The sequence below is a fragment of the uncultured Amaricoccus sp. genome (genome assembly GCF_937891315.1).
Lineage (GTDB): Bacteria > Pseudomonadota > Alphaproteobacteria > Rhodobacterales > Rhodobacteraceae > Amaricoccus.
The window spans coordinates 22,236-48,411 of the sequence record NZ_CALAGI010000045.1; the positions used below are offsets into that span (position 1 = coordinate 22,236).

General features: G+C 70.0%; 22 protein-coding genes and 1 tRNA gene. 15 read left to right on the plus strand and 8 right to left on the minus strand.

What is annotated here, in order from left to right:
- Positions 1-160 precede the first annotated feature (160 nt).
- Both Q0480_RS03665 and Q0480_RS03670 read right to left on the minus strand, forming a co-directional pair.
- Positions 161-481 carry an antibiotic biosynthesis monooxygenase gene (locus tag Q0480_RS03665; RefSeq protein ID WP_299130840.1) on the minus strand — a complete coding sequence of 107 codons (321 nt, stop codon included), beginning with the start codon at positions 479-481 and terminating at the stop codon, positions 161-163.
- A gap of 12 nt (positions 482-493) precedes the next feature.
- A complete protein-coding gene (locus Q0480_RS03670) occupies positions 494-1,579 on the minus strand; it encodes a class I SAM-dependent methyltransferase (protein WP_299130843.1) in 1,086 nt (361 codons plus the stop codon).
- Between the two features lie 207 nt (positions 1,580-1,786).
- On the opposite strand from Q0480_RS03670, the gene Q0480_RS03675 reads away from it, so the two are divergent.
- From Q0480_RS03675 to aroQ, 8 genes are all read left to right on the plus strand, one after another.
- On the plus strand, positions 1,787-5,614 hold the full coding sequence (locus Q0480_RS03675; protein ID WP_299130845.1) for a BTAD domain-containing putative transcriptional regulator: 3,828 nt from the start codon (positions 1,787-1,789) through the stop codon (positions 5,612-5,614).
- Between the two features lie 174 nt (positions 5,615-5,788).
- Positions 5,789-6,439: an XRE family transcriptional regulator gene (locus tag Q0480_RS03680; protein WP_299130848.1), complete on the plus strand. Its 651-nt coding sequence runs from the start codon at positions 5,789-5,791 to the stop codon at positions 6,437-6,439.
- Positions 6,440-6,528: 89 nt separating this feature from the next.
- Positions 6,529-7,431, plus strand: a complete 903-nt coding sequence (locus Q0480_RS03685; protein ID WP_299130851.1) for a glutamine amidotransferase family protein — start codon at positions 6,529-6,531, stop codon at positions 7,429-7,431.
- A 24-nt stretch (positions 7,432-7,455) separates the two neighbouring features.
- Complete coding sequence (locus Q0480_RS03690) at positions 7,456-8,139, plus strand: GXGXG domain-containing protein (RefSeq protein WP_299130853.1); 684 nt, start codon at positions 7,456-7,458, stop codon at positions 8,137-8,139.
- Between the two features lie 10 nt (positions 8,140-8,149).
- Positions 8,150-9,478 (plus strand): FMN-binding glutamate synthase family protein, encoded by a 1,329-nt coding sequence (locus tag Q0480_RS03695; RefSeq protein WP_299130855.1) that lies wholly within the window; start codon positions 8,150-8,152, stop codon positions 9,476-9,478.
- 68 nt (positions 9,479-9,546) lie between these two features.
- Positions 9,547-10,854, plus strand: a complete 1,308-nt coding sequence (gene glnT, locus Q0480_RS03700) for a type III glutamate--ammonia ligase (RefSeq protein WP_299130857.1) — start codon at positions 9,547-9,549, stop codon at positions 10,852-10,854.
- 150 nt (positions 10,855-11,004) lie between these two features.
- Complete coding sequence (gene purU / locus Q0480_RS03705; RefSeq protein WP_299130859.1) at positions 11,005-11,889, plus strand: formyltetrahydrofolate deformylase; 885 nt, start codon at positions 11,005-11,007, stop codon at positions 11,887-11,889.
- Positions 11,890-12,118: 229 nt separating this feature from the next.
- The gene (gene aroQ / locus Q0480_RS03710; protein ID WP_299130863.1) at positions 12,119-12,562 is read left to right on the plus strand and encodes a type II 3-dehydroquinate dehydratase; all 444 of its coding nucleotides are present in this window, start codon (positions 12,119-12,121) and stop codon (positions 12,560-12,562) included.
- A 183-nt stretch (positions 12,563-12,745) separates the two neighbouring features.
- On the opposite strand, the gene Q0480_RS03715 is transcribed toward aroQ, so the two are convergent.
- Positions 12,746-15,553, minus strand: coding sequence for a [protein-PII] uridylyltransferase (locus Q0480_RS03715; protein ID WP_299130865.1), 2,808 nt, complete (start codon positions 15,551-15,553; stop codon positions 12,746-12,748).
- Positions 15,534-16,724, minus strand: coding sequence for a penicillin-binding protein activator (locus tag Q0480_RS03720; RefSeq protein ID WP_299130867.1), 1,191 nt, complete (start codon positions 16,722-16,724; stop codon positions 15,534-15,536). The genes Q0480_RS03715 and Q0480_RS03720 overlap by 20 nt, the downstream gene beginning before the upstream one ends.
- Before the next feature lie 126 nt (positions 16,725-16,850).
- Between Q0480_RS03720 and rsmI the strand changes: the two genes are divergently transcribed.
- A complete protein-coding gene (rsmI, locus tag Q0480_RS03725; RefSeq protein WP_299130890.1) occupies positions 16,851-17,723 on the plus strand; it encodes a 16S rRNA (cytidine(1402)-2'-O)-methyltransferase in 873 nt (290 codons plus the stop codon).
- Entirely contained in the window at positions 17,713-18,093 is a 381-nt protein-coding gene (locus tag Q0480_RS03730; RefSeq protein ID WP_299130869.1) for a YraN family protein, read from the plus strand. Before rsmI ends, Q0480_RS03730 begins: the two co-directional genes overlap by 11 nt.
- A gap of 362 nt (positions 18,094-18,455) precedes the next feature.
- Here the strand turns inward: Q0480_RS03730 and Q0480_RS03735 are convergent, their stop codons facing one another.
- The 3 genes from Q0480_RS03735 to Q0480_RS03745 form a co-directional block, all read right to left on the minus strand.
- Positions 18,456-19,244, minus strand: a complete 789-nt coding sequence (locus tag Q0480_RS03735) for a VOC family protein (RefSeq protein ID WP_299130871.1) — start codon at positions 19,242-19,244, stop codon at positions 18,456-18,458.
- A gap of 59 nt (positions 19,245-19,303) precedes the next feature.
- Positions 19,304-21,835 carry an FAD-dependent oxidoreductase gene (locus tag Q0480_RS03740; RefSeq protein ID WP_299130873.1) on the minus strand — a complete coding sequence of 844 codons (2,532 nt, stop codon included), beginning with the start codon at positions 21,833-21,835 and terminating at the stop codon, positions 19,304-19,306.
- Between the two features lie 214 nt (positions 21,836-22,049).
- Entirely contained in the window at positions 22,050-22,286 is a 237-nt protein-coding gene (locus tag Q0480_RS03745; RefSeq protein WP_299130875.1) for an Lrp/AsnC ligand binding domain-containing protein, read from the minus strand.
- Positions 22,287-22,416: 130 nt separating this feature from the next.
- On the opposite strand from Q0480_RS03745, the gene hisB reads away from it, so the two are divergent.
- From hisB to Q0480_RS17965, 5 genes are all read left to right on the plus strand, one after another.
- Positions 22,417-23,007, plus strand: coding sequence for an imidazoleglycerol-phosphate dehydratase HisB (gene hisB / locus Q0480_RS03750; RefSeq protein ID WP_299130892.1), 591 nt, complete (start codon positions 22,417-22,419; stop codon positions 23,005-23,007).
- Between the two features lie 7 nt (positions 23,008-23,014).
- Positions 23,015-23,650 (plus strand): imidazole glycerol phosphate synthase subunit HisH, encoded by a 636-nt coding sequence (hisH, locus tag Q0480_RS03755; protein ID WP_299130877.1) that lies wholly within the window; start codon positions 23,015-23,017, stop codon positions 23,648-23,650.
- A 55-nt stretch (positions 23,651-23,705) separates the two neighbouring features.
- Entirely contained in the window at positions 23,706-24,485 is a 780-nt protein-coding gene (locus Q0480_RS03760; protein WP_299130880.1) for an alpha/beta fold hydrolase, read from the plus strand.
- A 40-nt stretch (positions 24,486-24,525) separates the two neighbouring features.
- Positions 24,526-24,601 (plus strand) — tRNA-Thr (locus Q0480_RS03765).
- 166 nt (positions 24,602-24,767) lie between these two features.
- Positions 24,768-24,998, plus strand: a complete 231-nt coding sequence (locus Q0480_RS17965; protein ID WP_366940815.1) for an Arm DNA-binding domain-containing protein — start codon at positions 24,768-24,770, stop codon at positions 24,996-24,998.
- Positions 24,999-25,317: 319 nt separating this feature from the next.
- On the opposite strand, the gene Q0480_RS03770 is transcribed toward Q0480_RS17965, so the two are convergent.
- Positions 25,318-26,176 (minus strand): TonB-dependent siderophore receptor (locus Q0480_RS03770; protein ID WP_299130882.1); only part of this gene is annotated, 859 nt, incomplete at its 5' end.

Consider the following 26,176-nt stretch of genomic DNA (forward strand, 5'->3'; position numbering starts at 1 on the left):
ATTTCGCGGTCCGATCACCGGCGGGGCGGCGAAGTCGCCGGCCGGCGCCGCGGGCTGACGACATGCTTCGCACCCCCCGCGCGGGACCAATTTGGCCCGGATCCCCGGGGCGCCGCCCTCCCTGCCGACCAGCGCGCTCCTGTCGGCGCGGATTCCAGCCTCAGGCGGGCGCTTTCGCGCGCCCTTGCCTGATCTCGACGACCGCCAGGCCCGAGACCGGATCGGTCAGCCCGAGGCCGTCGCCGAGATCCTCGAGCAGCGGGCGGAAGGTATCGAGGATCGCGAGCATCGCCGGGCGGGCGCCCGCGATGCTCTCCATGTCGTCCCACTCGCCGACGAAGCAGAAGCGGCGGTCGCCCGTGGCAACGATCGCGGCCTTGCGCAGGCCGGGGGCATCGAGCACCGCCCGCTCGTGAGCCTCGATGAAGGCCTTCTCCTGGCCGGGTCTGACGCGGAAGCGGACGACGTTATAGGCGGTCATGGCGGTTCTCCTTCAGGGACGGGCTTCGAAAACGATGTTGAACGGGGTCTCGGCCGCGCGACGGAACGAGCCGAACCCGCCGGCGGTGACGACCTGGCGCAGGCGCGACTCGCCCGCCTGGGCGCCGAGGCCGAGCCCGACCTCCTGCGCCAGAGAGGCCGGGGTGCAGACCATTGTCGAGGCGGCGTAGTAGATGCGGCCGACCGGGTTGAGGTTGTCCGCCAGCCTGTCGCCGGCGAAGGGCTCGACGATCATCCAGGTGCCGTCGGGTGCCAGCCGCTCGCGGACATGCGCGGCCGCGCCGACCGGGTCGCCCATGTCGTGCAGGCAGTCGAAGAAGGCGACTAGGTCGTAGGTGCCGGTGAAGCTCTTGGCCGGGGCCACCTCGAAGCGGGTGTTGTCGGCGACGCCGGCCTCGGCCGCCGCCGCGCGCGCCCGTTCGATCGAGGCCTCGTGGTAGTCGAAGCCGGTGAATTGCGAGCGCGGAAAGGCCTTAGCCATGACGATCGTCGAGGCGCCGTGCCCGCAGCCGACGTCGGCGACGCGCGCGCCGGCCTCGAGCCTCGCGACGACGCCGTCGAGGGCCGGGAGCCAGCCATCGACGAGATTGACGTTGTAGCCGGGCCGGAAGAACCGCTCGGTGCCGCTGAACAGGCACTTGCTGTGGTCGTGCCAGGCGACGCCGTGGCCGGAGCGGAAGGCCTCGGCCACCTTGGGCTCGTCGAGCCACAGGCTCGACAGCACCTCGAAGGCGCCGGCCATCGCCGCGGGGCTGTCCTCGTCGGCGAAGACCGCGACCTGCTCGGGGGTGAGCGAGAAGAGGTTGCTCGCCGCGTCGTAGCTCACATAGCCGGCGGCGGCCTGAGCGGAAAGCCACTCGCGGACGTAGCGCTCGCGGGTGCCGGTGCGACGGGCGAGCTCGGCCGGGCTCAGTTTCTCGCCGGACCTCATCGCCCGATAGAGCCCGAGCCGGTCGCCGAGGATGACGAGCGCGCCGCTGGCGATGGCGCCGAGGTCGCCGACCATCTGGCCGAGGAGCAGGTTGAGCTTGTCGGTGTCGGGCGGGGGGGACTGCGTGGTCAGGGTGTCGGTCTGCATGGGCTTCTCCTTTCGCATGGGCTCGGGCGCGCGGTAGGCCCTCGGTCCGCCATCGGTTGTGCGCCCCGGGCGTCAGCGGGGTCGTGACGCGACCGTCAAGGATGCGTCAAAACGCTGACCCGACGCCGTCCGCCGGGCGAAGGGCGGTTTGCAGCCGGGCCGTTTCGGTGCTTCAATGGCGCCGGGTGCGTACCGCGGGGGAGCGCCGTGGCGGACGTGCGTATCGTCACGCTGGGCGGCATCGAGATCGGGTCGGTTTCCGGCCGCCCCGTCCCCATTCCGGCGCGCAAGGCGCAGGCGCTGCTCGTCTATCTCGCTCTCGGCGCCGGCCGACCCCAGCCCCGCGGCAAGCTCGCCGCGATGTTCTGGCGGGAGAGCGACGAGGCGCAGGCACGCGGCAGCCTGCGCCAGGCGCTGACCGGCCTGCGCCACGCGACCGGCTTCGATGCCGGGGCATTGGCGGCGGGGCCGGACCAGGTGACGCTCGCCGCGGGGGCGGTGGAGATCGATGTCGCGACCTTCGAGCGGGCGGCGGACGGCACGTCCCTTGCCGAGCTCGAGGCCGCGGCGGCCGGCTACCGCGGCGACTTTCTCGAGGGTTTCGACGCGCGGGCGCCGGGTTTCGACGACTGGATGCTGGCCGAGCGCTATCGCCTGAGCGCCCGCGCCGGCGACGTCCTCCGGCGGCTGCGCGACGCGTACGACGCGGCGGGCGATGCCGAACGGGCGGTCACCGCCGCGCACCGGCTCCTCGCCCTCGATCCGCTGGAGGAAGAGGCGCACCGGGCGCTGATGGGCCTGCTGGCCCGACAGGGGCGCGCCGAGGCTGCGCTGCGCCAGTTCCAGGCCTGCCGCGATCTTCTTGCCCGCGAACTCGGTGTCGAGCCGCGGCCCGAGACCGAGGCGCTCTACCGCGCGATCCGCGACCGCCGCCGCGCCCGGCCAGCGGCGCCCGCCGCCGGCGTCGCGGCGGCCACACCCGCCGGTGTGGAGGCCGGTCCCGGGGTCGGACCGCCGGAGGCCGAGATCCGGCAGGTGGCGGTACTCGCCTGCGAATATGCCGACGCGCCGGACTGTACCGATCCGGAGGAGCTGCATCGCCGCTCGAACCGCCTGCACCGGGCGATCCGCGCGATCGCCGAGCGCCACGGCGGCACGGTCGAGCGGCTTCACGACGACGGTGCCATCCTGTTGTTCGGTCGCTCCCGCGCCCATACCGACGATATCGAGCGGGCCCTGCGCACCGCGCTGGAGCTTCGCGACGGCACCGGCTGGCAGGAAGCCGTCCCGCCGCTGCCGGTCCGCGCCGGGATCGCCGGGGGGCGCGTGCTGCTGCTGCCGGAGGGCGATACGGGTGGAGCCCTCGCGAGCGGGCAGGCGCTGAAGCGCGCGATCGCCCTCGCCAGCCACGCCGCGCCGGGCGAGATCCTCGTCGCCGCCGACAGCTGGGGGCCGGATCTCGCCGCCCGCGGCGTGGCAGCCCCGCGCGCCTTCGCCGGCGCCGCCGGCGACCCGCTTCGCGCCCATGCCGTCGCGGGCCTCGCCGATGGCGTGACGCGGCGAACCCCTTTCGTCGGCCGCGACGGCGAGCTCGCCCAGTTCGCCGGGGTCGTCCGCGGCGTTAGCGGCTTCGGGCGCGGCCTCGTGCGCGGCCAGATCGTGCTCGTCCGCGGCGAGGCCGGCATCGGCAAGACCCGACTCGTCGAGGAGTTCGCCCGCGTCGCCGAGGGGGAGGGCTTCGCGCGCCACCTCGGCCTCGTCCTCGACTTCGGCGAGGCCCGCGGCGCGGCGGCCGTCCCGGCCGTCGTCGGCGGTCTGCTCCGGCAGGCGGCCGGCGGCACCACGCCGGCCATCGCCGCGGAGCGGGCGGTCGCCGCCGGTCTCGTCCCGGCGGACCGGGAAGCGGCGCTCCTGCACCTGATCGAGGCGGCGTTGCCGGATCGCCTGTCCGCGACCTTCGCCGCGTTCGATGCGGAGGCGCGCCAGCGCCTGGCCCTCGATGCGCTGGCGGGGGTTGTGCGCGCCGCCGCCGCCGTCCGGCCGCTGCTCGTCGTCGTCGAGGACCTGCACTGGGCGCCCCCGGCGACGCTCGCCCTCGTCGGCGCCCTCGGCGCCGCGGTCGTCGCCGTCGGCGGTCTGTTCGTCGCGACGACCCGCGGCCTCGCCGACGGCCCGGCCGCCGCGCTGCGCGGCGCGGGCGGGTCGGTGCTCACCATGGACCTCGGGCCGCTTTATCACGAGGACGCGACGCGGCTCGCGGAACGGATCGCCGGGGGAATCACGCCACGCGTCCTTGGCAGTGTCGAGCGCGCGGGCGGCAACCCGCTCTTTCTCGAACATCTGCTGAGCCGGGAGGTCGGCGCCGCGGACGAGTTGCCCGGTTCGGTGCACGGCGTCGTCCAGGCGCGGATGGACGAACTCGACGAAGAAAGCCGCCGGGTTGCGAAGGCGGCCTCGGTGCTCGGCCAGGTCGTGGCGGCGGCGGCGCTCGAGGCGGTTCTCGGGCGGCCCGCGGCCTGCGGGCCGCTGGTGCGGGCGGGGCTTTTCCGTCCGGTTCCCGAGGGCCATCTCTTCTCGCACGCCGTGGTCGCCGAGAGCGCGTACCTCTCGCTGCCGAAGGCCGAGCGGGCGGCGCTGCACCGCCGGGCCGCCGCGTGGTTCGGTCCGCGCGACCCGGCATTGCGCGCGGCGCATCTCGATCGGGCCGAGGATCCGGGCGCCGCGAACGCCTATCTCGACGCGGCGAGGGCCGAGGCCGCGGCCTGGCGCCACGACGCCGCGATCGCCCTCGCGGAGCGGGGGCTCGCCGTCGCGCGGGAAGCGGGCGAGCGCTACCTCCTCGCCCGCCACCGCGCCGAGTGGCTGCTGGAGAAGGGCGCGGCGCCGGACGCCGGCGCGGCCTTCGCGGCGCTGCTCGCCATCGCGCCGGGTGACGGCGAGCGGGCGGAGGCGCTGCTCGGCGCGGCGTCGGTCAAGCGCCTCACCGACGACCTCGACGGCGCCCTCGCCGACCTGGACCGGGCCGGCGAGCTCGCCGGCCGCGCGGAGATCGCTGCCCGCGTCCACATCTTGCGGGGCAACCTGCTCTTTCCGCGCAACGACCTCGCCGGCTGTCTGCGCGAGCACAGGCGCGGGCTGGCGCTGGCACGGGAGGCCGGCGACGGGGCGTCCGAGATCGCCGCGCTCGGCGGGCTCGGCGACGCCGAATACATGCGCGGCCGGCTCGGAAGCGCGCGCGACCGCTTCGCGACCTGCGTCGAGCTCGCCGCGCGCGACGGCCTGCTCAGGGTCGCGGCGGCGAACCGGCCGATGCTGGCGCTGACGCACATCTTCTGCGGAAACACGCGACGCGGCCTCGCCGAGGCGCTGGCCGCGATCGCGGATGCAAGGCGCATCGGCCACCTGCGGGCCGAGGTGATCGCGCGGCACGGCGCCTGTCTCGCCCACCACGCGCTGACGGAGTTCGAGCCGGCGATGGCGCAGGCCGACGCCGCGCTCGACCTCGCCCGCCGGCTCGGCGCCGCGCGCTTCGAGGCGGAGGCGCTCGGCTTCCGCGCAGAGCTCCACCGGCTGCTCGGGCGCCCCGCCGCGGCGCTGGCCGACATCGAGCAGGCCCTCGCCCTGGCCCGGCGAACCGGTATGGCCTATTTCGGCCCGGCCCTGCTCGGCACGCTGGCGCGGGTGATCGACGCGCCGACCGCCCGCGCCGCCGCGCTCGCCGGGATGGATGCGCTGCTCGCGGTGAACCACCTCGCCCACAACCACCTGCTCGGACGGCGGGACGCCATCGAGGCCTGCCTCGAAGCGGGTGACTGCGATGGCGTCGGGCATCACGCGGACGCCCTGGAGCGATTCTGTCCGGCACAGGTCGTCCTCTGGAGCAGCTTCTTCGCCCGGCGCGGCCGCGCGCTCGCGCGCGCGCGTCGGGACGGGATCGATGGCGACGCCCGCGCGACGTTCCGCGGCCTCGCCGCGGAAGCAGAGTCCTGTGGATATCGCCTGGCATTGCCCGAACTCGTTGCCGCGATGAAATGATGATAAAAATATAAAAAACAATCTATTGAGTTGCAGAACTAACCTTCTTTACGAACCGCGGCGCGAGGCCGACGCGGACGCATGGCGGTGGTTCAAGCCGCGGCGCCGACACTCTTTGGTTGTCGGGTATTCTTCTCGGGAATAAGATTGCGATCCACGGTTGAAGGATCGGAAATGAGCGATGTCTCCGGGGCCGCCAGCGGGGCCGGACAGAACCCGCACGCGGTGCGGGAGCCGAAGGAGAACGACCTCGAGCAGGCGATCGGCCACGAGGTCCGTGTCCTGCGCAAGGCGCTCGGCCTGACCGTTTCGGATATCGCCAGCGCCTCCGGCCTTTCCGTCGGGATGCTGTCGAAGATCGAGAACGGCAATATCTCGCCTTCGCTCACCACGTTGCGGGCGCTCGCGCGCGCGCTCGGCGTACCGCTCACCTCGCTGTTCCAGCATTTCGAGGAGCGCCGCGGCGCGGTGTTCGTGAAAGCGGGCGAGGGGGTGGAACTGGAGCGACGGGGTACGCGCGCCGGCCATCAATACAACCTGCTCGGTCATCTCGCCGCGACTTCGAGCGGGGTCCAGGTCGAGCCCTACCTCATCACGCTCACCACCGAGTCGGATGTGTTCCCGACGTTCCAGCACGAGGGGCTGGAGTTCCTCTACATGCTCGAAGGCGAAGTGGTGTATCGCCATGGCGAGCAGCTTTTCACCATGCGGCCGGGCGACAGCCTCTATTTCGACGCCGACGCGCCGCACGGGCCGGACAAGCTCGTCACGCTGCCCGCCCGGTACCTGTCGATCATCGCCTATCGCCGCTCGCTAGCCGAATAAACGCCCTTTACAAGAAAAAAATATTCCCCGAAGTTTAGCCTTCGGATTCTCCATCCCATACCGCCTCTCGCCAGCGGAGGAATCGTGCCATGTGCGGAATTGTCGGATTGTTCCTGAAGGACAAGGCGCTGGAGCCGCGGCTCGGCGCGCTCCTCGCGGACATGCTGGTCACCATGACCGACCGCGGCCCGGACAGCGCCGGGATCGCGATCTACGGCGGCGGCGAGAAGGGCCGGGCCAGGATCACCGCGCAGTCGGCCGCCCCGGAGACGGAGTTTCCGGGCCTCGCCGACGCGCTGAGGGCCGCGGGCATCGAGGCCGACGTGACGGTGAAGAGCACGCACGCGGTCGTCGAGGTCGCGGCGGGCAAGCTCGACGCGGCGCGGGCCGCGATCGCGGCCCGGCCGGGGCTTCGGGTGATGAGCGCGGGCGAGAGCGTCGAGATCTACAAGGAGGTCGGCCTGCCGAAGGACGTGCTGGCGCGCTTCGACATCGCGAAGATGGCCGGCACGCACGGCATCGGCCACACGCGGATGGCGACCGAGTCGGCGGTGACGACGCTGGGCGCGCACCCGTTCTCGACCGGCGCCGACCAGTGCCTCGTCCACAACGGCTCGCTCTCGAACCACAACAACATCCGGCGCGAGCTGGTGAAGAAGGGGATGACCTTCGAGACCCAGAACGACACCGAGGTCGCAGCCGCCTACATCTCGAACGAGATGGCCGAGGGCAGGGATCTGGGAGAGGCGCTGACCGGCGCGCTCGACGATCTCGACGGGTTCTTCACCTTCGTCGTCGGCACGAAATCCGGCTTCGGCGTGGTGCGCGACCCGATCGCCTGCAAGCCGGCGGTAATGGCCGAGACCGACCAGTATATCGCCTTCGGCTCGGAATATCGCGCGCTGGTCAACCTGCCCGGTATCGAGACCGCCCGCGTCTGGGAGCCGGAGCCCGCCACCGTCTATTTCTGGGACCACGAGAAGGCCGCCTGAGCCCTTCCATCCGAGGAGCCGCGAATGCCGACCTTCGATCTCTCCACCACCCCGCTGCGCGACGTCAACGCCGCGCTCCACGCCGTCGGTTCGGGCGACAACGACACTGCCTTCGAGGTGGTGAACCCGCGCGGCGCACACGCGCTGGCCGTCGGTATCGACAAGCCGCTGACCGTCGATGTGCGCGGCTCGGTCGGCTACTACTGCGCCGGGATGAACGATGGCGGCGGCGTCACGGTGCACGGCTCGGCCGGTCCGGGCGTCGCCGAGAACATGATGGGCGGCAGCGTCACCGTGGAGGGCGACGCCAGCCAGTACGCCGGCGCCACGGGGCGCGGTGGTCTCCTCGTCATCAAGGGCAACGCCGCCTCGCGCTGCGGCATCTCGATGAAGGGGATCGACATCGTGGTGCACGGCAATATCGGCCACATGTCGGCCTTCATGGCACAGTCGGGCAACCTCGTCGTCCTCGGCGACGCCGGCGACGCGCTCGGGGATTCGCTCTACGAGGCGCGGCTCTTCGTGCGGGGCAACGTCAGGAGCCTCGGCGCCGACTGCGTCGAGAAGGAGGTGCGGCCGGAGCATCTGGAGATCCTCGCGGGCCTGCTGGCCAGGGCCGGGGCGGATGCGAAGCCGGAGGAGTTCCGCCGCTATGGCTCGGCCCGCAAGCTCTACAATTTCAACATCGACAACGCCGACGCGTACTGAGGGGCGACAGATGAGCTACCACAACCCCCAGACCCCGCCGCGCCGGTCGGCGACCTTCGACGACTATACGATGGCCGAGATCCGGCGCGCGGCCGCGACCGGGATCTACGACATCCGCGGCGGCGGGGCGAAGCGCAAGGTGCCGCATTTCGACGACCTGCTGTTCCTCGGCGCCTCGATCTCGCGCTATCCGCTCGAAGGCTACCGCGAGAAATGCGACACGACGGTCGTGCTCGGCGCCCGCCATGCGAAGAAGCCGATCACGCTCAAGACCCCGGTCACGATCGCCGGCATGAGCTTCGGCGCGCTCTCCGGCCCCGCCAAGGAGGCGCTCGGCCGCGGCGCGACGCTGGCCGGCACCTCGACGACGACTGGCGACGGCGGCATGACCGACGAGGAGCGCGGGCACAGCCAGACGCTGGTCTACCAGTACCTCCCCTCGCGCTACGGCATGAACCCGCGCGACCTGCGCCGCGCCGACGCGATCGAGATCGTGGTGGGACAGGGCGCCAAGCCCGGCGGCGGCGGGATGCTGCTCGGCCAGAAGATTTCCGACCGGGTGGCCGAGATGCGCACGCTGCCCAAGGGCATCGACCAGCGCAGCGCCTGCCGGCACCCGGACTGGACCGGGCCGGACGACCTCGAGATCAAGATCCTCGAGCTGCGCGAGATCACCGGATGGGAAAAGCCGATCTACGTGAAGATCGGCGGCGCCCGGCCCTACTACGACACCGCGCTGGCGGTGAAGGCGGGCGCCGACGTGGTGGTGCTCGACGGGATGCAGGGCGGCACGGCGGCGACGCAGGACGTGTTCATCGAGAATGTGGGCATGCCGATCCTCGCCTGCATCCGCCCGGCGGCGCAGGCGCTCCAGGATCTCGGGATGCACCGCGAGGTGCAGCTGATCGTCTCCGGCGGCATCCGCTCCGGCGCCGACACGGCCAAGGCGCTGGCGCTCGGGGCGGACGCCGTGGCGATCGGCACCGCGGCGCTGATCGCGCTTGGCGACAATGATCCGCACTGGGAGGACGAGTACCGGAAGCTCGGGACCACGGCCGGCTGCTATGACGACTGGCACGAGGGCCGCGACCCGGCCGGCATCACCACGCAGGATCCCGAGCTGGCGAAGCGGTTGGACCCGGAGCTCGCCGGGCGGCGCCTCGCGAACTTCCTCAAGGTGATGACGCTCGAGGCCCAGACCATCGCGCGGGCCTGCGGCCACAACCACCTGCGCAACCTCGAGCCCGAGGATCTCGTCGCGCTGACCATGGAAGCGGCGGCGATGGCGAAGGTGCCGCTCGCCGGCACCGACTGGTATCCGGGAAAACCCGGCCTCTGACGACCAAGCCGGCGCGCGGAGGGAGCGCGTGCCGGTCCTCGAAACTCCCGTCCGACAGGAACAGCCCCGTGACCAACGACCTCGCCGCCTTTGCCGCCGAGCGCGGCGTGAAGTACTTCATGATCTCCTACACCGATCTCTTCGGCGGCCAGCGGGCAAAGCTGGTGCCGGCACAGGCGATCGCCGAGACGCAGACGGGCGGCGCGGGCTTCGCCGGCTTTGCCACATGGCTCGACCTGACGCCGGCCCATCCCGACGTCTTCGCCATCCCTGATCCGACCTCGGTGATCCAGCTGCCGTGGAAAAGGGACGTGGCCTGGGTCGCGGCGGATTGCGTTATGGAAAAGGCGCCGATCGCGCAGGCGCCGCGCGTGGTATTGAGGCGGCTGGTCTCCGAGGCGGCGGAGGCGGGCCTCCGGGTCAAGACCGGCGTCGAGGCGGAATTCTTCCTCATCACCCCCGACGGCCGCGCCATCTCGGACCCGGCCGACACCGCCGAGAAGCCCTGCTACGACCAGCAGGCGGTCATGCGCCGCTATGACGTGATCGCCGAGATCTGCGACGCGATGCTGGAACTCGGCTGGAAGCCCTATCAGAACGACCACGAGGACGCGAACGGCCAGTTCGAGATGAACTGGGAATTCGACGACGCGCTTGCCACGGCTGACAAGCATTCGTTCTTCAAGTTCCTCGTCAAGTCGATCGCCGAGAAGCACGGGCTGCGCGCGACCTTCATGCCGAAGCCCTTCAAGGGCCTGACCGGCAACGGCTGCCACGCGCATGTCTCGGTCTGGGACCTCGATGGCGCGGTGAACGTCTTCGCCGACAAGGCCAAGCCCTTCGGTCTTTCCGACCGGGGCAGGACGTTCCTCGGCGGCATCATGAAGCATGCCTCGGCGCTCGCCGCGGTGACCAACCCGACCGTGAATTCCTACAAGCGGATCAACGCGCCCCGCACCGTCTCAGGGGCGACCTGGGCGCCGAACAGCGTCACTTGGACCGGCAACAACCGTACCCACATGGTCCGCGTTCCCGGCCCGGGGCGTTTCGAGCTGCGCCTGCCCGACGGGGCGGTGAACCCGTACCTGCTGCAGGCGATCATCATCGCCGCCGGGCTTTCGGGGATGCGGAGCAAGGCGGATCCCGGACCCCATTCGGACATCAACATGTACGAGGAGGGACACAGGATCACCGACACGCCGAAGCTGCCGCTCAATCTTCTCGACGCGCTTCGCGCCTATGAGGCGGACGGGGAGTTGATGGCGGCGATGGGCCCGGATTTCTCCGCGGCGTTTCTGAAGATGAAGCGTCGTGAATGGGACAGCTACTGCGCCCAGTTCACCGCATGGGAACACGAGACCACCCTCGACATCTGAGCCGGCGACAGGTCGGAGCGCGGCGGTGGTCGTCCGATGAACGTCGTCGGCGAGCCGATGCCCCCGCCGGCGCGGTCCGCCGGCCGGGGATGATCCGGCGATAGGGTGAAGCCGGCTGTCGGGGTGGAAATGGTCGAACGAGGAAAGCCGATGTCGAGATACACCCTGACGGTGGCCTGCCCGACGCGACGCGGGATCGTCGCCGCCCTGGCCACGTTCCTGACCGAGAACGGCTGCAACATCACGGACAGCTCGCAGTTCGACGATACCGAGACGGCCCGGTTCTTTACCCGGGTCAGCTTCGTCTCGGAGGAGGGCGCGGATCTCGCGACGCTGCGCGCGGGCTGCGCCGTGGTCGCGGAGCCGTTCGGGATGACCTGGGCGATCCATGACGAGACCACGCGGATGAAGGTCGTGATCATGGTCTCGCGGTTCGGCCATTGCCTCAACGACCTGCTCTATCGCTGGCGGATCGGCGCGCTGCCGATCGACGTCGTGGCGGTGATCTCGAACCATCTCGACTATCAGAAGGTCGTCGTGAACCACGACATCCCGTTCCACTATGTCAAGGTGACCAGGGAGAACAAGCCCGAGGCCGAGGCGCGCCAGATGGCAATCGTCCGCGAGTCGGGAGCGGAGCTGATCGTGCTCGCGCGATACATGCAGGTGCTGTCCGACGAGATGTGCAAGGAAATGTCGGGGCGCATCATCAATATCCACCATTCCTTCCTGCCGAGCTTCAAGGGCGCCAACCCCTACAAGCAGGCGTTCCAGCGCGGCGTGAAGCTGATCGGGGCGACCTCGCACTATGTCACCGCCGACCTCGACGAGGGTCCGATCATCGAGCAGGACACGGTCCGGGTGACGCATTCCCAGAGCCCGGAGGACTATGTCAGCCTCGGCCGGGACGTGGAGAGCCAGGTTCTCGCCCGGGCGATCCACGCGCATATCCACCGCCGGGTGTTCCTGAACGGGAACAAGACGGTGGTCTTCCCGGCATCGCCCGGCTCCTATGCCTCCGAGCGGATGGGGTAGGGCGCGCGGCGCCGCGCTCCATGACGGCGCGGGATCCCGCTGAACGAGGAGGACGGGAACGAGGCGCTGAATGTCTTCCTCGCCGATTTCATCAAAACGGGCTATTGAGCGGCGATCTATCGGAAGCGGATGAAGCTTGACCCGCCCTGCGTCCCCTTCATCGTGACCGCCACCAACTGATCAACCGGGCGGACCCGACCGCGGGTCAGCCCCATGACGCGAGAAAGCGATGCAGAAGCTCGTCTATGTGCTGAACGGCCCGAACCTGAACCTGCTCGGCAAGCGCCAGCCGCGGATCTACGGCCACGAGACGCTCGCGGACGTGGAGCGCGACTGTTCGGCGCTCGCCGCCGAGCTCGGGCTGGAAGTGCGCTTCCTGCAGTCCAACTGGGAGGGTCAGATCGTCGACTGGGTCCACGAGGCGCGGGAGACCGCGGTCGGGATCGTGATCAACCCCGGCGCCTTCACCCATACCTCGGTCGCGATCCTCGACGCGCTCAACGCCTTCGAAGGTTCGGTGATCGAGGTCCATATCTCCAACGTCCACAAGCGCGAGAGCTTCCGGCACCATTCCTATATCTCGCTCCGCGCGGACGGGATCATCGTCGGCTGTGGCACGCAGGGCTACCAGTTGGGCCTGCGGCGGGTCGCGGCGCTGGCGACGGTGGAGTGACCGGCACGTCGATGGCGCATCTCTTCGGTGGTGGCCGCGCCGCTGATACCGCCCAATTCCGGCGGACCAGCGGGCATCGGCCTCGCCAACGATGTTCTCTCCGCCCCCCTGATCGACCCCGCCGTCGCCCGCGTCATCGACCGAGCGGTCAGCCGCTGCTGATCTCGGAAAGACCTTTGGGGGTCAGCGCATCTCGCCGTCGATGGCGGAGATGGCGGCGCGCAGGCGGGTCTCCAGGGCGCGGCGCCGGGATTCGGCGTGCAGCTTCAGTCCGAACAGGTCCTTCACGTAGAAGACGTCGATCACCTGCTTGCCATAGGTGGCGATGATCGCCGAGGCGATCGAGACATTGTTCGCCGTCAGCGTCCGCGCGAGGTCGTAGAGCAGGCCCGGGCGGTCGCGGGTCTCGACCTCGATGATCGTGTAGATGTCCGAGCCGAGATTGTCGAAGCGGATCCGGGTCGGCACGATGAAGTCGCGCTCGCGCCGCTTGATCCGGTCGCGGTCGCGCAGCGCCTCGCGGGTGCGGATCTCGCCCTTGAGCGTGCGGGCGACGCTGGCGCGGAGCCGCGTCAGCCGCGACCGCTCGTAGGGCTTGCCCTCGAGATCCTGGATCCAGAAGGCCGCCGTGGCGATGCCGTCGGTCGAGGTGTATGTCCGGGCATCGACCACGTTCGCCCCGGCGAGCGCCAGCGCCCCGGCGAGCCGGGCGAAGATGCCGGGATGGTCGGCCATGGCGAAGCAGGCCTGGGTGGCGTCGCGCTCGAAATCGAGCTCGAAATGGATCGCGGGCTCGCCCTTCGGCAGTTTGCGCACGAGATTGGCGAAGATCGCATGGGTGCGGGTGTCGAAGCCGATCCAGTAGGGCGGATAGTGCCGGGCCGTCTCCGCGCGCAGCCGGTCCTCCGGCCAGCCGCCGAGCGCCGCGGCCATCGCCTCCTTGGCCGCCGCCTCGCGCTCCGGCCGGCCGAGGGCCTGGCCTCCACCGCTGAGATGCACCAGCGTGTCGTGATAGAGGCCGCGCAGCAGCATCGCCTTCCAGTTGTTCCAGATGCCGGGCCCGACGCCCATGATGTCGCACACGGTCAGCACGGTCAGCAGCTTCAGCCGGGTCGCGCTCTGCACCGCCTTGGCGAAGTCGCGCACCGTTCGCGGCTCGTTGAGGTCGCGTTTCTGCGCCACGTCGGACATCAGCAGATGGTGTTTCACCAGCCAGACGACGAGCTCGGTCTCCTCCTCGTCGAGGCCGAGGCGGGGGCAGACGGTCTGGGCGATCTCCGCGCCGACCGTGGAATGATCGCGGCCCGACCCCTTGCCAATATCGTGCAGCAGCAGCGCGGCATAGATCACGCGGCGATTGACGCCCTTTTCCAGGATCTCGGTGGTGATCGGCAGCGCTTCGATCAACTCGCCGCGCTCGATCTTGCTGAGCGTCGAGATCGTTTGAATGATATGCTCGTCCACCGTGTAGTGGTGGTACATGTTGAACTGCATCATCGCCACGACGCGGCCGAATTCGGGGATGAAGGCGCCGAGCACGCCGACCTCGTTCATCAACCGCAGCGCGCCTTCGGGATTGCTGTGGCTGAGCAAGAGGTCGAGGAACAGCCGGTTCGCCTCGGGGCTGGCGCGCAGGTCGTCGTCGATCAGGTGCAGGTTGGCGGTGACGAGCCGCAGCGCGTCGGGGTGGATGGGGATGCCTGTGACATGCTCCTCCTGGAACAGCTTCAGGATATTGATCGGCTTTTCAAGGAAGGCGTCGTAGTCGGCGAGGTCGAGCCGGCCGTGGCGCAGCCGATAGCCCTGCGCGGCGGCGTCGCGGCCGAAGGAGAAGACGTTGCGGAACGCCTGACCGAGCGTCGGGCGCGACTTCACATGTTGCGCCTCGAGTGCTGCGAGGAAGATGCGGGTCAGGTCGCCGACATGTTTCGCATTGGTGAAATAGTCCTGCATGAACCGCTCGACCGCGCGCTGGCCGGCGGTGGCGTGGTAGCCGAGCGTCGCGGCGATCTCGACCTGGGTGTCGAAGGTCAGTTGCTCGATCGCCCGGCCGCTCAGCAGGTGCAGATGCACCCGGGTCATCCACAGGAAATCCTCGGCGTCGGCGAAGACCCGGTATTCGGCCGGCGTGAAGACCCCCATCCGCACCAGATCGCCGGGTCGCACGGCCCGGTTGAGATATTTGGCGATCCAGAACAGCGTCTGCAGGTCGCGCAGGCCGCCCTTGCTCTCCTTGACATTCGGTTCCAGCAGGTACCTCGAACTGCCCTGCCGGCGGTGGCGCTCGGCGCGCTCGGCGAGCTTCATCTCGACGAATTCGGGGCCGCTGTTCTTGAAGACCTCGTTCCAGAGCCGGTCGCCGACCGTGCGCGACAGCGCCTCGTCGCCCCAGAGATAGCGGTGCTCCAGCAGGCTGGTGCGGATGGTGACGTCGGAGCGGGCGAGACGCAGGCAGTCGTCCACGGTCCGTACCGCGTGCCCGACCTTCAGCCGCAAGTCCCAGAGGCAATAGAGCAGGCTCTCGATCAGGCTTTCGCCCCAGGCGGTCTGTTTGTAGGGCGTGACGAACAGCAGATCGACGTCCGAGAAGGGCGCCATCTCGGCCCGGCCGTAGCCGCCGACCGCGAGGGCTGTGATGCGTTCGGAGGCGGTCGGATTGGGTTTCGGATGCAACCAGCGCGCCGCGAGGCCAATGGCGATGATCACCACCTGGTCGGTCAGCCAGGCATAGTCGTGGATCGACCGGGCGGCCTCGCGCGGGCGGGCGGAGATCTCCGCCGCGATGGTGGCGCGGCCGGCGGCGTAGGCGGCGCGCAGCACCGGCATCGCCGCCGCGCGGATCTCGGCCCGCGTCGGCGCCGCCCTGGCGGCCGCGTCGATGTCGGCGCGCACCTTCTCGGGATCGAAGATCGCGTGGGGCGAGCCGACGAGCCCGCCCCAGTCGGGCCGCGGCGCGGGCCCGAGACTGCGCTCAGAAACCGGTTGCGTCAAAGGTCCGCGCCGCCGGCTGGGCCACCGATGCACCGCCACCCTGGACCTGGAGGATCGCAAGGGTACGTTGGTTGCCGCCGCTTGGGGTGAAGCGGAACGGGCCGCTCGCTCCGGCGAAGCCCGAGCTCTGGGTCAGTCGCTCGGTCGAGAAGGGCGAGCCGCCGTTCGCCCGCGCCTCGGCGATCAGCGCGCCGACCGCGGCGACCCCGTCGAAGGCGAGGCTCGCGAGTTCGTGCGGAGGTTCGCCGAACGCGGTCTGGTAGCGGCCGTTGAACGCCGCGAGCAGGCCCGGGTCGGGCGCGGCGAAGGCGCCGCCCTGCAACGCGGGCTCGGCCAGCGCCTCGGCGGAGACGTCCCAGCGCTGCATGCCGAGGAACTGGGAGAAATCGTAGGAAAGCCCGTTGTCGCGCAGGCCCCGCGCCATCAGGCCGAGGCCGCCCGTCGGCCCGTCGGTCAGGATCACGGCGTTGGCGCCACTGCCCTGGAGCGCGGCCGAGATCGCGGGCGCCGCCGCCTTGATGCTGTCCACCGAGAGATTGTAGCTCTCGGACGCCACGACCGTGGCACCGCGCGCCTGCGCCGCCTGGGCGACGGCGTTGCGCGCCATCTCGCCTTCGAGCCCGTTCGGATAGACGACCGCGAAGCTGTTCAGGCCCCGCGACTGGGCATAGGCGACCAGCCGGTCGGCGGTGTTCTGGAAGGTGTTGCCAAGGATATAGACATTATCGCCCGCGACGTCGGTATTGTTGCTGAAGCTGAGCATGGTCAGGCCCGCCTGTCGCGCCACCGGCTGGGCGCCGGCCGTCGCCGTGCTGAAGAGCGGGCCGACGATGATCTGCGCGCCTTCGGCCACCGCCCGTTGCGCCGCCGCCGCGCCGCCGTTCGCGGTGCCCTGATCGGGATAGACGACGAGGTCGATCGTGGCGTTCCGCACGTCGCCCTGGGCGAGCTTCGCCGCGTTGACGAGGCTGTTGCCGATACGCTCCCGGCCCGGATCGCCGGAGCCGAGCGGCACGAGCAGGGCGACCTTCACCGGCTGGTTCGGATCGACCGTGAGCCCCGAATCCACTCCGGCGCTCCGCTGCGGCGCGCAGGCTGAAAGCGCCGCCATCGCCGCGCAGAGGGCACCGACGCGCAGCGCGCGCCCGAAGGAAATACGGGTTGACAGCATGTTTCCTCGCTGTGACCTATTGCGTCACGTGTTCCAGGTTCCCGCCGGGCCGAGCCCCGCGACGCTAAGGCGTAGCCTCCCAAAAGTAAACGAGCAATGGACGAGGAAGCCATTCCGCCGTCGGATATGCCCGAGACCATCACCGAGGGCGGCGGATCGCTGGCGCCCGGTCTCTATCTCGTGGCGACGCCGATCGGCGCGGCGCGCGACATCACCTTGCGGGCGCTCGATATCCTCGCCGCCGCCGAGGTGCTGGCCGCGGAGGATACGCGGCGGGCGCGCAAGCTGCTCGATATCCATGGCGTACGGCTCGGCGGGCGGCGGATCCTGCCCTATCACGACCACAACGGCGCGGCGCAGCGGCCGCGGCTGCTGGCGTCCCTGGCCGAGGGGCGGTCGGTGGCGCTGGTCTCGGACGCGGGTACGCCGCTCGTCGCCGACCCCGGCTATCGGCTGGTGGTGGAGGCGGTCGCCGCCGGCCATCCGGTGATCGCCGCGCCCGGCGCTTCCGCCGTGCTCGCCGCGCTGTCGGTGGCTGGCCTGCCGACGGACCGCTTTCTCTTCGCCGGTTTTCCGCCACCGCGCGCGGCGGCGCGGCGCCGGGCGCTGGCCGAACTCGCCGCCGTCCCGGCGACGCTTGTCTTCTACGAGTCACCGCATCGGCTGGCCGAGGCGCTGGCGGGCATGGCCGAGGTGTTCGGCGACCGGCCGGCCGCCGTCTGCCGCGAGCTGACCAAGCGGTTCGAGGAGACCCGGCGCGGCACGCTGGCGGCGCTGGCCGCCGCCTATGCCGATGCGCCGGAGCCGAAGGGCGAGATCGTCGTGGTGGTCGGCCCGCCCGCGCCGGCCGTGGTCACCGAGGACGCACTCGACGAAGCGCTCGGCGCCGCGCTGGCGCGGCTCACGGTCAAGGACGCGGCGGCGGAGGTGGCCGAGGCGCTCGACCTGCCGCGGCGGCGGGTCTATGCCCGCGCGCTGGAGCTCTCGGGTGAGCGGTGAGAGCGGGCGGGCCCGGGCCGGGCGCATCGCCAACCTCACCGGCCGCGCCGCCGAGGAGATCGCGGCGCGGCTCTACCTCGCCGAAGGCGCGACGCTGGCCGCGACCCGCTGGCGCTGCGCCGAGGGCGAGATCGACCTCGTCTTCGCGCGTCCGGGCGAGATCATCTTCGTCGAGGTGAAGGCCCGGCGCGGGCGCGACGCGGCGGCCGGGGCGATCAGTCCCGCGCAATGGCGGCGGCTCGGCGCGGCCGCCAGCCGCTATCTCGCCGAGGTGGCGGGCGATGTCGCCTGCCGCTTCGACGTGGTGCTGGTCGATGGCGCCGGCCGGGCGGAGCGGATCGAGAACGCCTATTTCTTCGACGAGAACTGATAGCAGATCCGTTTGATTGCTTCGCCCTTCCCGGCCCGGACCTCGCGTAGCCGCCAAGGCGGCGCCCCTGTCGATTTCCCCGCCGCACGCCAGCAATGTCCGAGCGATGCGCGGCGTCCAAGCCTCCACTGCACGATCTCGACCGTCGGCGAGATCGTGACGGGCATGCCCTGCGGGGGGCATGACCGTTTTCAACGGTCAAGCCGGGCATGCCCATCACGATATCAAAGCTCCCGGGGAAATCCGCACCCCTCGCGCCCTCCGCGGGCTTGCTCCGGGCCCGCGGACCGCGGGGGCGCCACTGGCGCCCCCTAAGGGCGGTCCGCGGGAAGCATCTCAATCCGACCCAACCAGGCGACGCCCTATCGCCCTTCCTTCGGGCCGACGACGGCGAACCAGGCGCCTTGCGGATCCTGCGCGACGGCGATGAAGGCGCCGCCGGGCACCTCGACCGGACCATGCGCGAGGCGCCCGCCCGCGGCGGCGATCCGCGCGATCGCGGCCTCGACGCCGGTCACGCCGAAATAGGGCAACCAGGCCGGCACCGGTGAATTGCCGAGCCCCATCACGCCGCCGATCTGCGCGCCATCGTGGGCGAAGACCTGGTAGGTTCCCATCGGCCCCATATCGACCGCCTGCGCCTTCTCCCAGCCGAAGAGGTCCGAATAGAAGGCGAAGCCGGCGTCCGGGTCACTGGTCATCAGTTCGTTCCAGTTGCCATGGCCCGACTTGCCCTGGTCGAAAGCGCCGCCCGCGCCCTCCTTCCCCGGCATCGGCTCCGGCTGAAGAATGCCGAAGCCGGCGCCCTGTGGATCGCCGGCGATCGCGAACCGCCCGGTTCCCGGAATATCGGCCGGTGCGCGGTGGATGCGCCCGCCCGCCGCCTCGATCCGCGCAGCGGCCGCGTCGGCCTCGTCGACCGCGAAATAGATCATCCAGAATGGCGGCATCTCGCCGATCTCGGCCGGCATCGCCATCAGCCCGGCCACCATGTCGCCGCCCGCGCTGGCAAGATGATAGTCGAACCCCTCCATCCCCGCGCCCTGGCAGGTCCATCCCAGAACCTCGCCATAGAACGTCTCGGCCGCGCCAAGACTACCCTCGCTGGTCGCAAGCTCGTACCAGCAGGGCGTTCCTTGAAGTTTCGCCATCAGCTTTCCTCCCGTTCCGCCGTGGTGAAGCCGGTGATCTAGCACGGCGGCGGGACGAATCACGCCCGCATTCGCGTGCCGTCGGGATCGAAGGGAGGCTCGACGAGGATGCGGGCCGGTCGGCGCACGCCAAGGATCTCCACCTCGAAAAGCCCGGTCTCCTCGCGCTCGGCCAGCGCCGCGGGCAGATAGCCCTGCGCCAGCGACAGGCGGACGCCGTGGCCGTAGCCGCCGGACGTGACCCAGCCGACGACGCGCCAGTCGCCGTCGCGCCGGGCGTCGATCTTGGCCACCGCGCGACCCTCGGCATCGAACCGCTCGGCGCCGAGACCATGGGCCGGCGCGACCGAGCCGTAGTCGCGATCGACCCGCGCCCAGATCGGTTCGTCGCCCATCACGTCGGCGTCGGCCGCCTCGATCGCGAGACCGACCCGCCGCAGCCTTGGCCCCGCCTCCGCCTCGCGCGCCGCCGCCTCGCGGCCGATGAAGTCCTTGCCGAGCCGGACGAACCGCTCCATTCCGCCCTCGGCCGCGCCATATATGGGGCGCAACTCGGCGAACCAGGTGGGGAAGTTCTTCTCCAGCCGCGTCGAGAGCAGCGCCCGCATGCCGAAATCGCTGGCGCCCTCGGCCTTCACCGCGCGATAGAGCGCGCGGAGATAGCAGGGCTCGACCCAGATCTCATAGCCGAGATCCCCGGTATAGCTCAGCCGGTTCACCATTCCCGGCACCCCCGCCACGTCCATCGTGCGATGGTCCATGAAACGAAACGCGGCGTTCGAAACGTCGTGGTCGCTCAGCGCCGCCAGCACCTCCCGCGATCGCGGCCCGGCGAGCATCAGCCCCATCAGCTTCATGCCGAGCCGCTCGACCCTGATCGAGCCGTCCGCCGGCAGATGCGCCTCGAACCAGCGCATGTGATAGATCTGCGCGGCGGAGGAGCCCCAGAGATGGAAGCGCCCGTCCGTCCCGTGCGCCACGGTGAAATCGCCGATCAGCTTGCCGGCCGGGTTCAGCATCGGCGACAGCGCGATCCGGCCCGGTCGCGGCACCGCGCCGGCGAGCAGATGGTCGAGCCAGCCCTCCGCCCCGGGCCCGGTCACCACGTATTTCGCGAAATTGGCGATCTCCGTGACGCCGACGCCCTCGCGCACGGCCCGAACTTCGGCGCCGACACTATTGAAATCATTGGAGCGATGGAAGGAGAGCTCGTCCCGCGCCGGCGTGCCTTCCGGCGCGAACCAGAGCGGCACCTCGAGGCCCCAGGTCACGCCCATCACCGCGTTCCGCTCGGTCGTCATGATGTCGTAGAGCGGCGTTGTCTGCGTTGGCCGCGCGGCGCTCAGTTCCTCGTTCGGAAAGCGCAGCGAGAACCGACGGGCATAGTTCTCGCGCACCTTGGCGCTGGTGTAGCGCGGGGTCGCCCATTCGCCGAAGCGCGCGACATCCATGCCGAAGACATCGTGGCCGGGGTCGCCCTCCGTCATCCAGTTCGCGAGCACGAGGCCGACGCCACCACCCTGGCTGAAGCCCGCCATCACTCCGCAGGCCACCCAGTAGTTGGTCAGTCCCTGAACCGGCCCGACCAGCGGATTGCCGTCCGGCGCGAAGGTGAAAGGCCCGTTGATCACCTGCTTGATGCCGGCGTTCCCGAGCGCCGGGAAGTGCTGGAAGCCCACCTCGAGCGAAGGCGCGATGCGGTCGAGATCGGGCACCAGCAGCTCCTGCCCGAAATCCCAGGGCGTCGTCTTCGGCGACCAGGGCCGGCACTCCTTCTCGTAGGTGCCGAGCAGCACGCCGCCCCGCTCTTGCCGCGTGTAGATCTCGCCTGGCAAGTCGATGACGCCCACCATCTCGCGCCCGGTTCGCGCGTTGAACTCCGCGATCTCGGGCATCGGCTCGGTCAGGAAATACATGTGCTCCATGGCGAGCACCGGCAGTTCCAGCCCGACCATTCGGCCGACCTCGCGCGCCCAGAGCCCGCCGCAATTCACCACATGCTCGGCCTCGATGGTGCCGTGCTCGGTGACGACGTTCCAGGCGCCGCCCGGCTCCTGCGTCAGTTCCACCACACGGTTGCGCAGGACGATCGTCGCGCCGAGCTTCCGCGCCGCCTTGGCATAGGCATGGGTGGTGCCGGAGGGATCGAGATGGCCCTCGACCGGATCCCAGAGCGCGCCGATGAAATGCGACGGATCCATCAGCGGATACATCGCCGCCGCCTCGTTCGGGGTGATGATCTCGGTATCCATGCCGAGATAGCGGCCCTTGGCATGGGCGAGCCGCAGGTAATCCATCCGCTCCGGGCTGTTGGCCATCATCACGCCGCCGGTCAGATGCAGGCCGCAGGATTGGCCCGACAGCTCCTCGAGCTCGCGATAGAGCGAAACGGTATAGGCCTGCAGCTTGGCGACGTTCGGATCGCCGTTCAGCGTGTGAAACCCGCCCGCCGCGTGCCAGGACGAACCCGACGTGAGCTCGGAGCGCTCGATCAGGATGGCGTCGGTCCAGCCGGCCTTGGCGAGGTGATAGAGCACGGAGCAGCCAACGACCCCGCCGCCGATCACCACGACCCTCGCATGCTCCCGCATCACCGCCTCCGCGCTCCGCGCCCGGATCAGGCGCCGGGCAATGCCTCTGCCAGGCCCGAATCGGGACCGGTCAGTCCGTCGATCACATCGAAACGCCGAAGGCGCGGCGCGGCCGTCTGCGACATCTCCGCCCCCGGTCGCGTCCGGGTGCCGGCGAGACGCCCAGGAAACCGGCCGGAGGCCCCCCACGGCTGGCGATGCGCGGAGCGCCTTGTCAGAACGCCTTGAAGGTCAGCGTCGTCAGGCTGCGGGCGATATGCGGGATGTCGAGGATCCTGTCGTTGATATAGCGGCCGATATCCTCGCCGTCGGGGATATAGACCTTCATGATCAGGTCGTATTCGCCGCTGGTCGAATAGAGCTCCGAGGCGAATTCCCGGTCATAGATCGCGTCGGCCACCTCGTAGGTACGGCCCGGCGCGCAGCGCAGCTGGATGAAGACGCAATTCATGGATGGTTCCCTCCGGCGTCAGAGTGGCGGCTCGCCCGCCGCGATGCAATCGGGAACTCACCCCCGCGCCGGCCTTGGAACCGCGCGGCCGCGCGGTTATAAGCGGCGCGGCAAACCTGAGGACAGCATGATGCGCAAGGCGGACGTGAGCCGCGAGACCAGCGAGACCCGGCTTTCGGTGCGGATCGATCTCGACGGCACCGGCGCGCATTCCTGCCAGACCGGCGTTGGCTTCTTCGATCATATGCTCGACCAGTTGGCGCGCCACTCGCTCATCGACATCGAGGTCCGGGCGACCGGCGACCTGCATATCGACGACCATCACACGGTCGAGGATGTCGGTATCGCGCTTGGCCGCGCGCTGGCCCAAGCGCTCGGCGACAAGAGCGGCGTCCGCCGCTACGGCTCCTGCCATCTCGCGATGGACGAGGCGCTGGTGCGCGCCGCGCTCGATCTCTCCGGTCGGCCGTTCCTGGTCTGGAAGGTCGATTTCCCGAGCCCGAAGATCGGCGGTTTCGACACCGAGCTGGTCCGCGAGTTTTTCACCGCCTTCGCCATGAATGCGCGGATGACCCTCAATGTTTCGCTGCTCGATGGCGAGAATAGCCACCACATCGCCGAGGCCGCCTTCAAGGCCGTCGCCCAGGCCTTGCGCGCCGCCGTCGAACCCGATCCGAGGGCGCGTGGCGTGCCCTCGACCAAGGGCACGCTCGACGGATGACCCGGGCATGACCTGCGCGATCATCGACTACGAAAGCGGCAATCTGCATTCCGCCGAGAAGAGCTTTCGCCGCATGGCCGCGGAGGCCGGCGCCGGCGAGGTCGTGGTGACCTCCGACCCCGAGACCGTGGCGCGGGCGGAGCGCATCGTGCTGCCCGGCGTCGGGGCCTTCGCCGATTGCCGCGCCGGGCTCATGGGCCGCGCCGGGCTCTGGGAGGCGATCTCGGCCCGGGTGGTGGCCGGCGCGCCCTTCCTCGGCATCTGCGTCGGCATGCAGCTGATGGCCGACATGGGCCGCGAGCATGGCGACACCCCGGGCTTCGGCTGGATCCCGGGCGAGGTCGTCCCTATCCGGCCGGCGGATCCCGCTCTGAAGATCCCGCATATGGGCTGGAACAATCTCTTCGGCCTCCGGCCGCATCCGCTGCTCGAAGGGATCGGCGAGGGCGACCACGCCTATTTCGTCCATTCCTACCATCTCGCGGCGACGCATCCCGACGAGGTGCTGGCGCGGGTCGATCATGGCGGTCCGGTGACCGCGATGGTCGGGCGCGACAATGTCGCCGGCACCCAGTTCCACCCCGAGAAGAGCCAGGCCACCGGGCTGCGGCTGATCGGCAATTTCCTGCGCTGGCGACCCTGAGCCAAGCGCCCCCAACGAGCGAGGCGGATGTGAGAACAAGACCCGGAGGCACGGCGTGAGCGGCGCGGTGGCGCTCGCCACGATCACCCACGGCACGCCGACCGAGCGGCCGCCGCTCGTCATCGCGCACGGCCTCTTCGGGTCGGGTCGCAACTGGGGGGTGATCGCCAAGCGCCTGTCGCACGACCGGCTGGTGGTCGCCGTCGACATGCGCAACCACGGCGACAGCCCGCGCAACCCTTCGCACGGCTACGAGGAAATGGCGACCGACCTCGCAGCGGTGGTAGAGGGCCTCGGCGGGCGCGCCGCGGTGCTCGGCCATTCGATGGGCGGCAAGGCGTCGATGATGCTCGCCATCACCCGGCCCGATCTCGTTGAACGGCTGGTGATCGCCGATATCGCGCCGATCGCCTACGACCACGACCAGCTGGTCTATGTCCGCGCGATGCGCGGGGTCGATCTCGCGGGCGTCACCCGAAGGTCGGAGGTCGATGCGCGCCTCGCCGAAACCGTGGACGATGCCGCGCTTCGCGCCTTCTTCCTGCAGAGCGTCGCCTTCGCCGAGGAGGGCGCGCGCTGGAAGCTCGATCTCGAGACGCTGGGGCGGGAGATGCCCCGGATCATGGCCTTCCCGCCGGTGAGCGGCCGCTTCGAGGGCCCCGCGCTTTTCGTCACCGGCGCGCATTCGAGCTATGTCCGGCCCGAGCACTGGCAACGGATCGCGACGCTGTTTCCCGCCGCCCAGCGCCGGGTCATCCCGGCCGCCGGCCACTGGCTCCACGCCGAAGCGCCGGGCCCGTTCATCGAGGCGGTGGCGGCTTTCCTGACGAGCTAGGGGTGGACGGGCACCGCGCCCATTGCTAAGGGGAGCGCGCGCCGCAGTAGCTCAGCTGGTAGAGCACGTCATTCGTAATGATGGGGTCGGGGGTTCGAGTCCCTTCTGCGGCACCATCACCCCGTTCGCCAACGCCCTGGACTGGTTGAGAAATCTCTGAGATCGTAATGCAAGTTGGGCTGGCCTGTCCGCCAGCGGCCGCCTTTGTTCCCCCATAGCCGGGTGGACTCGGGGGCCTTCGTGGGGGCCTTCAGGAATGGCCGGAAACGAAAGGCCCCCACAGTGTCGCTCACCGATTCCGCGATCCGTGCGCTCAAACCCCGGGCAAGGTCCCATAAGGTCGCTGACGAGAAGGGCCGTGATCTCCAGGTGACGCAATCTGGCGGGAGATTGTGGCGATTGAAATTTCGCCTGGCTGGAGGCGTCGAGAAGAAACTCTCACTGGGAGCGTATCCAGAAATCTCGCTCAAGGCGGCGCGTGACCTGCGCGATCCGGCGCCGGCTCCACGATGAGTGCCTGAACGAGCATCTGTTCGAAAGCCCGCGCCTGCGCGGACTGAACGGCGCCCGGGACGAGCTCCCGCCGGCCGCCACTGCCCGGAACCTCCGCAAGCTCGCCAGGCTGGCGCCGAGCCCCGCGCGGGGGTCGCGGTCCGGCCATTCGACCGGCCAGGCCAATCGACCAGGCGCGTCCATTCTTCACCGAAATCAGCCTGTCGCGGCCGTTCCGCAAGCTTTCCTGCTCGACCGCGGCGGCCGTCCGCGAGTTTTGCCCCTGCGGGCCCTGGCCATGCGAAATCCCCCTGCGATCGGCGCGCGTCCGGACAGAGGCTCACCACTGGTAGGCGACGGTCAGGCTGGCGAACCGGGTCTCGCCGAAGTCGCAGGCCCAAGGCGAGCAGACGGTGATGCGCTCGTCGGTCAGGTTCGAGACGTTGGCGCTCAGCGTCACCCCGGCCCAGTCCGACCGCAGCCCCCCGAGGTCGTAGCTCGCGGCGAGGTCGAAGAGCGTCTGGCCGTCGTTGCGCACCGTGTTGGCATTGTCGCCCCAGTAGGCGCTCCAATACCGCACACCGCCACCGAGGGTCGCGCCGCGCAGCGGTCCGGCGTCGAAGCCGTAGTTCAGCCAGAGCGAGGCGGTGTGCGGCGGCACGTCGCGGTATTCGTTGCCCTGGTCGCCGGCGTTCGACTTGGTGATCTCGCTGTCGATGTAGGTATAGGCGAGGATCGCCTCGACCGGGCCGACCATGGCGCGGCCTTCGAGCTCGACGCCGCGCATCCGCACCTCACCGGTCTGGATCGTGTAGAATTCATGCTCCGGATCGTCGGTCGGCACGTTGGTGCGGGTCAGGTCGTAGGCGGCAAGCGTCACCAGCGCGTCCAGACCCGGCGGCTGGTATTTCACCCCGACCTCGAACTGCTCGCCCCGCGACGGCTCGAAGGCCGTGCCGTCGAAGGCCGCGCCGGGTTCCGGCCAGAACGACTGGGCATAGCTCGCATAGGGCGCGACGCCGTTGTCGAAGAGATAGAGCAGGCCCGCGTTCAGCGACAGCGCGCCGTCGTCGGTGTCGGTGCGATAGGTCGCGCCGTCGTCGTAATGCGTCGTCGCCCAGTCGTAGCGTCCGCCGATGGTGGCGAACCAGCGGCCCGCCTCGATCTGGTCCTGCAGGTACAGGCCGGCGTTCTCGATC

Excerpts from the sequence above, each read along its gene's own strand:
- Q0480_RS03740 (WP_299130873.1), bottom strand. The coding sequence starts at position 21,835 with ATGCGGGAGCATGCGAGGGTCGTGGTGATCGGCGGCGGGGTCGTTGGC.
- Q0480_RS03670 (WP_299130843.1), bottom strand. The coding sequence starts at position 1,579 with ATGCAGACCGACACCCTGACCACGCAGTCCCCCCCGCCCGACACCGAC.
- Q0480_RS03745 (WP_299130875.1), bottom strand. The coding sequence starts at position 22,286 with ATGAATTGCGTCTTCATCCAGCTGCGCTGCGCGCCGGGCCGTACCTAC.
- aroQ (WP_299130863.1), top strand. The coding sequence starts at position 12,119 with ATGCAGAAGCTCGTCTATGTGCTGAACGGCCCGAACCTGAACCTGCTC.
- Q0480_RS03680 (WP_299130848.1), top strand. The coding sequence starts at position 5,789 with ATGAGCGATGTCTCCGGGGCCGCCAGCGGGGCCGGACAGAACCCGCAC.
- Q0480_RS03665 (WP_299130840.1), bottom strand. The coding sequence starts at position 481 with ATGACCGCCTATAACGTCGTCCGCTTCCGCGTCAGACCCGGCCAGGAG.
- hisB (WP_299130892.1), top strand. The coding sequence starts at position 22,417 with ATGCGCAAGGCGGACGTGAGCCGCGAGACCAGCGAGACCCGGCTTTCG.
- hisH (WP_299130877.1), top strand. The coding sequence starts at position 23,015 with ATGACCTGCGCGATCATCGACTACGAAAGCGGCAATCTGCATTCCGCC.
- Q0480_RS03720 (WP_299130867.1), bottom strand. The coding sequence starts at position 16,724 with ATGCTGTCAACCCGTATTTCCTTCGGGCGCGCGCTGCGCGTCGGTGCC.
- Q0480_RS03695 (WP_299130855.1), top strand. The coding sequence starts at position 8,150 with ATGAGCTACCACAACCCCCAGACCCCGCCGCGCCGGTCGGCGACCTTC.
- rsmI (WP_299130890.1), top strand. The coding sequence starts at position 16,851 with ATGCCCGAGACCATCACCGAGGGCGGCGGATCGCTGGCGCCCGGTCTC.
- purU (WP_299130859.1), top strand. The coding sequence starts at position 11,005 with ATGTCGAGATACACCCTGACGGTGGCCTGCCCGACGCGACGCGGGATC.
- Q0480_RS03690 (WP_299130853.1), top strand. The coding sequence starts at position 7,456 with ATGCCGACCTTCGATCTCTCCACCACCCCGCTGCGCGACGTCAACGCC.
- Q0480_RS03735 (WP_299130871.1), bottom strand. The coding sequence starts at position 19,244 with ATGGCGAAACTTCAAGGAACGCCCTGCTGGTACGAGCTTGCGACCAGC.
- Q0480_RS03685 (WP_299130851.1), top strand. The coding sequence starts at position 6,529 with ATGTGCGGAATTGTCGGATTGTTCCTGAAGGACAAGGCGCTGGAGCCG.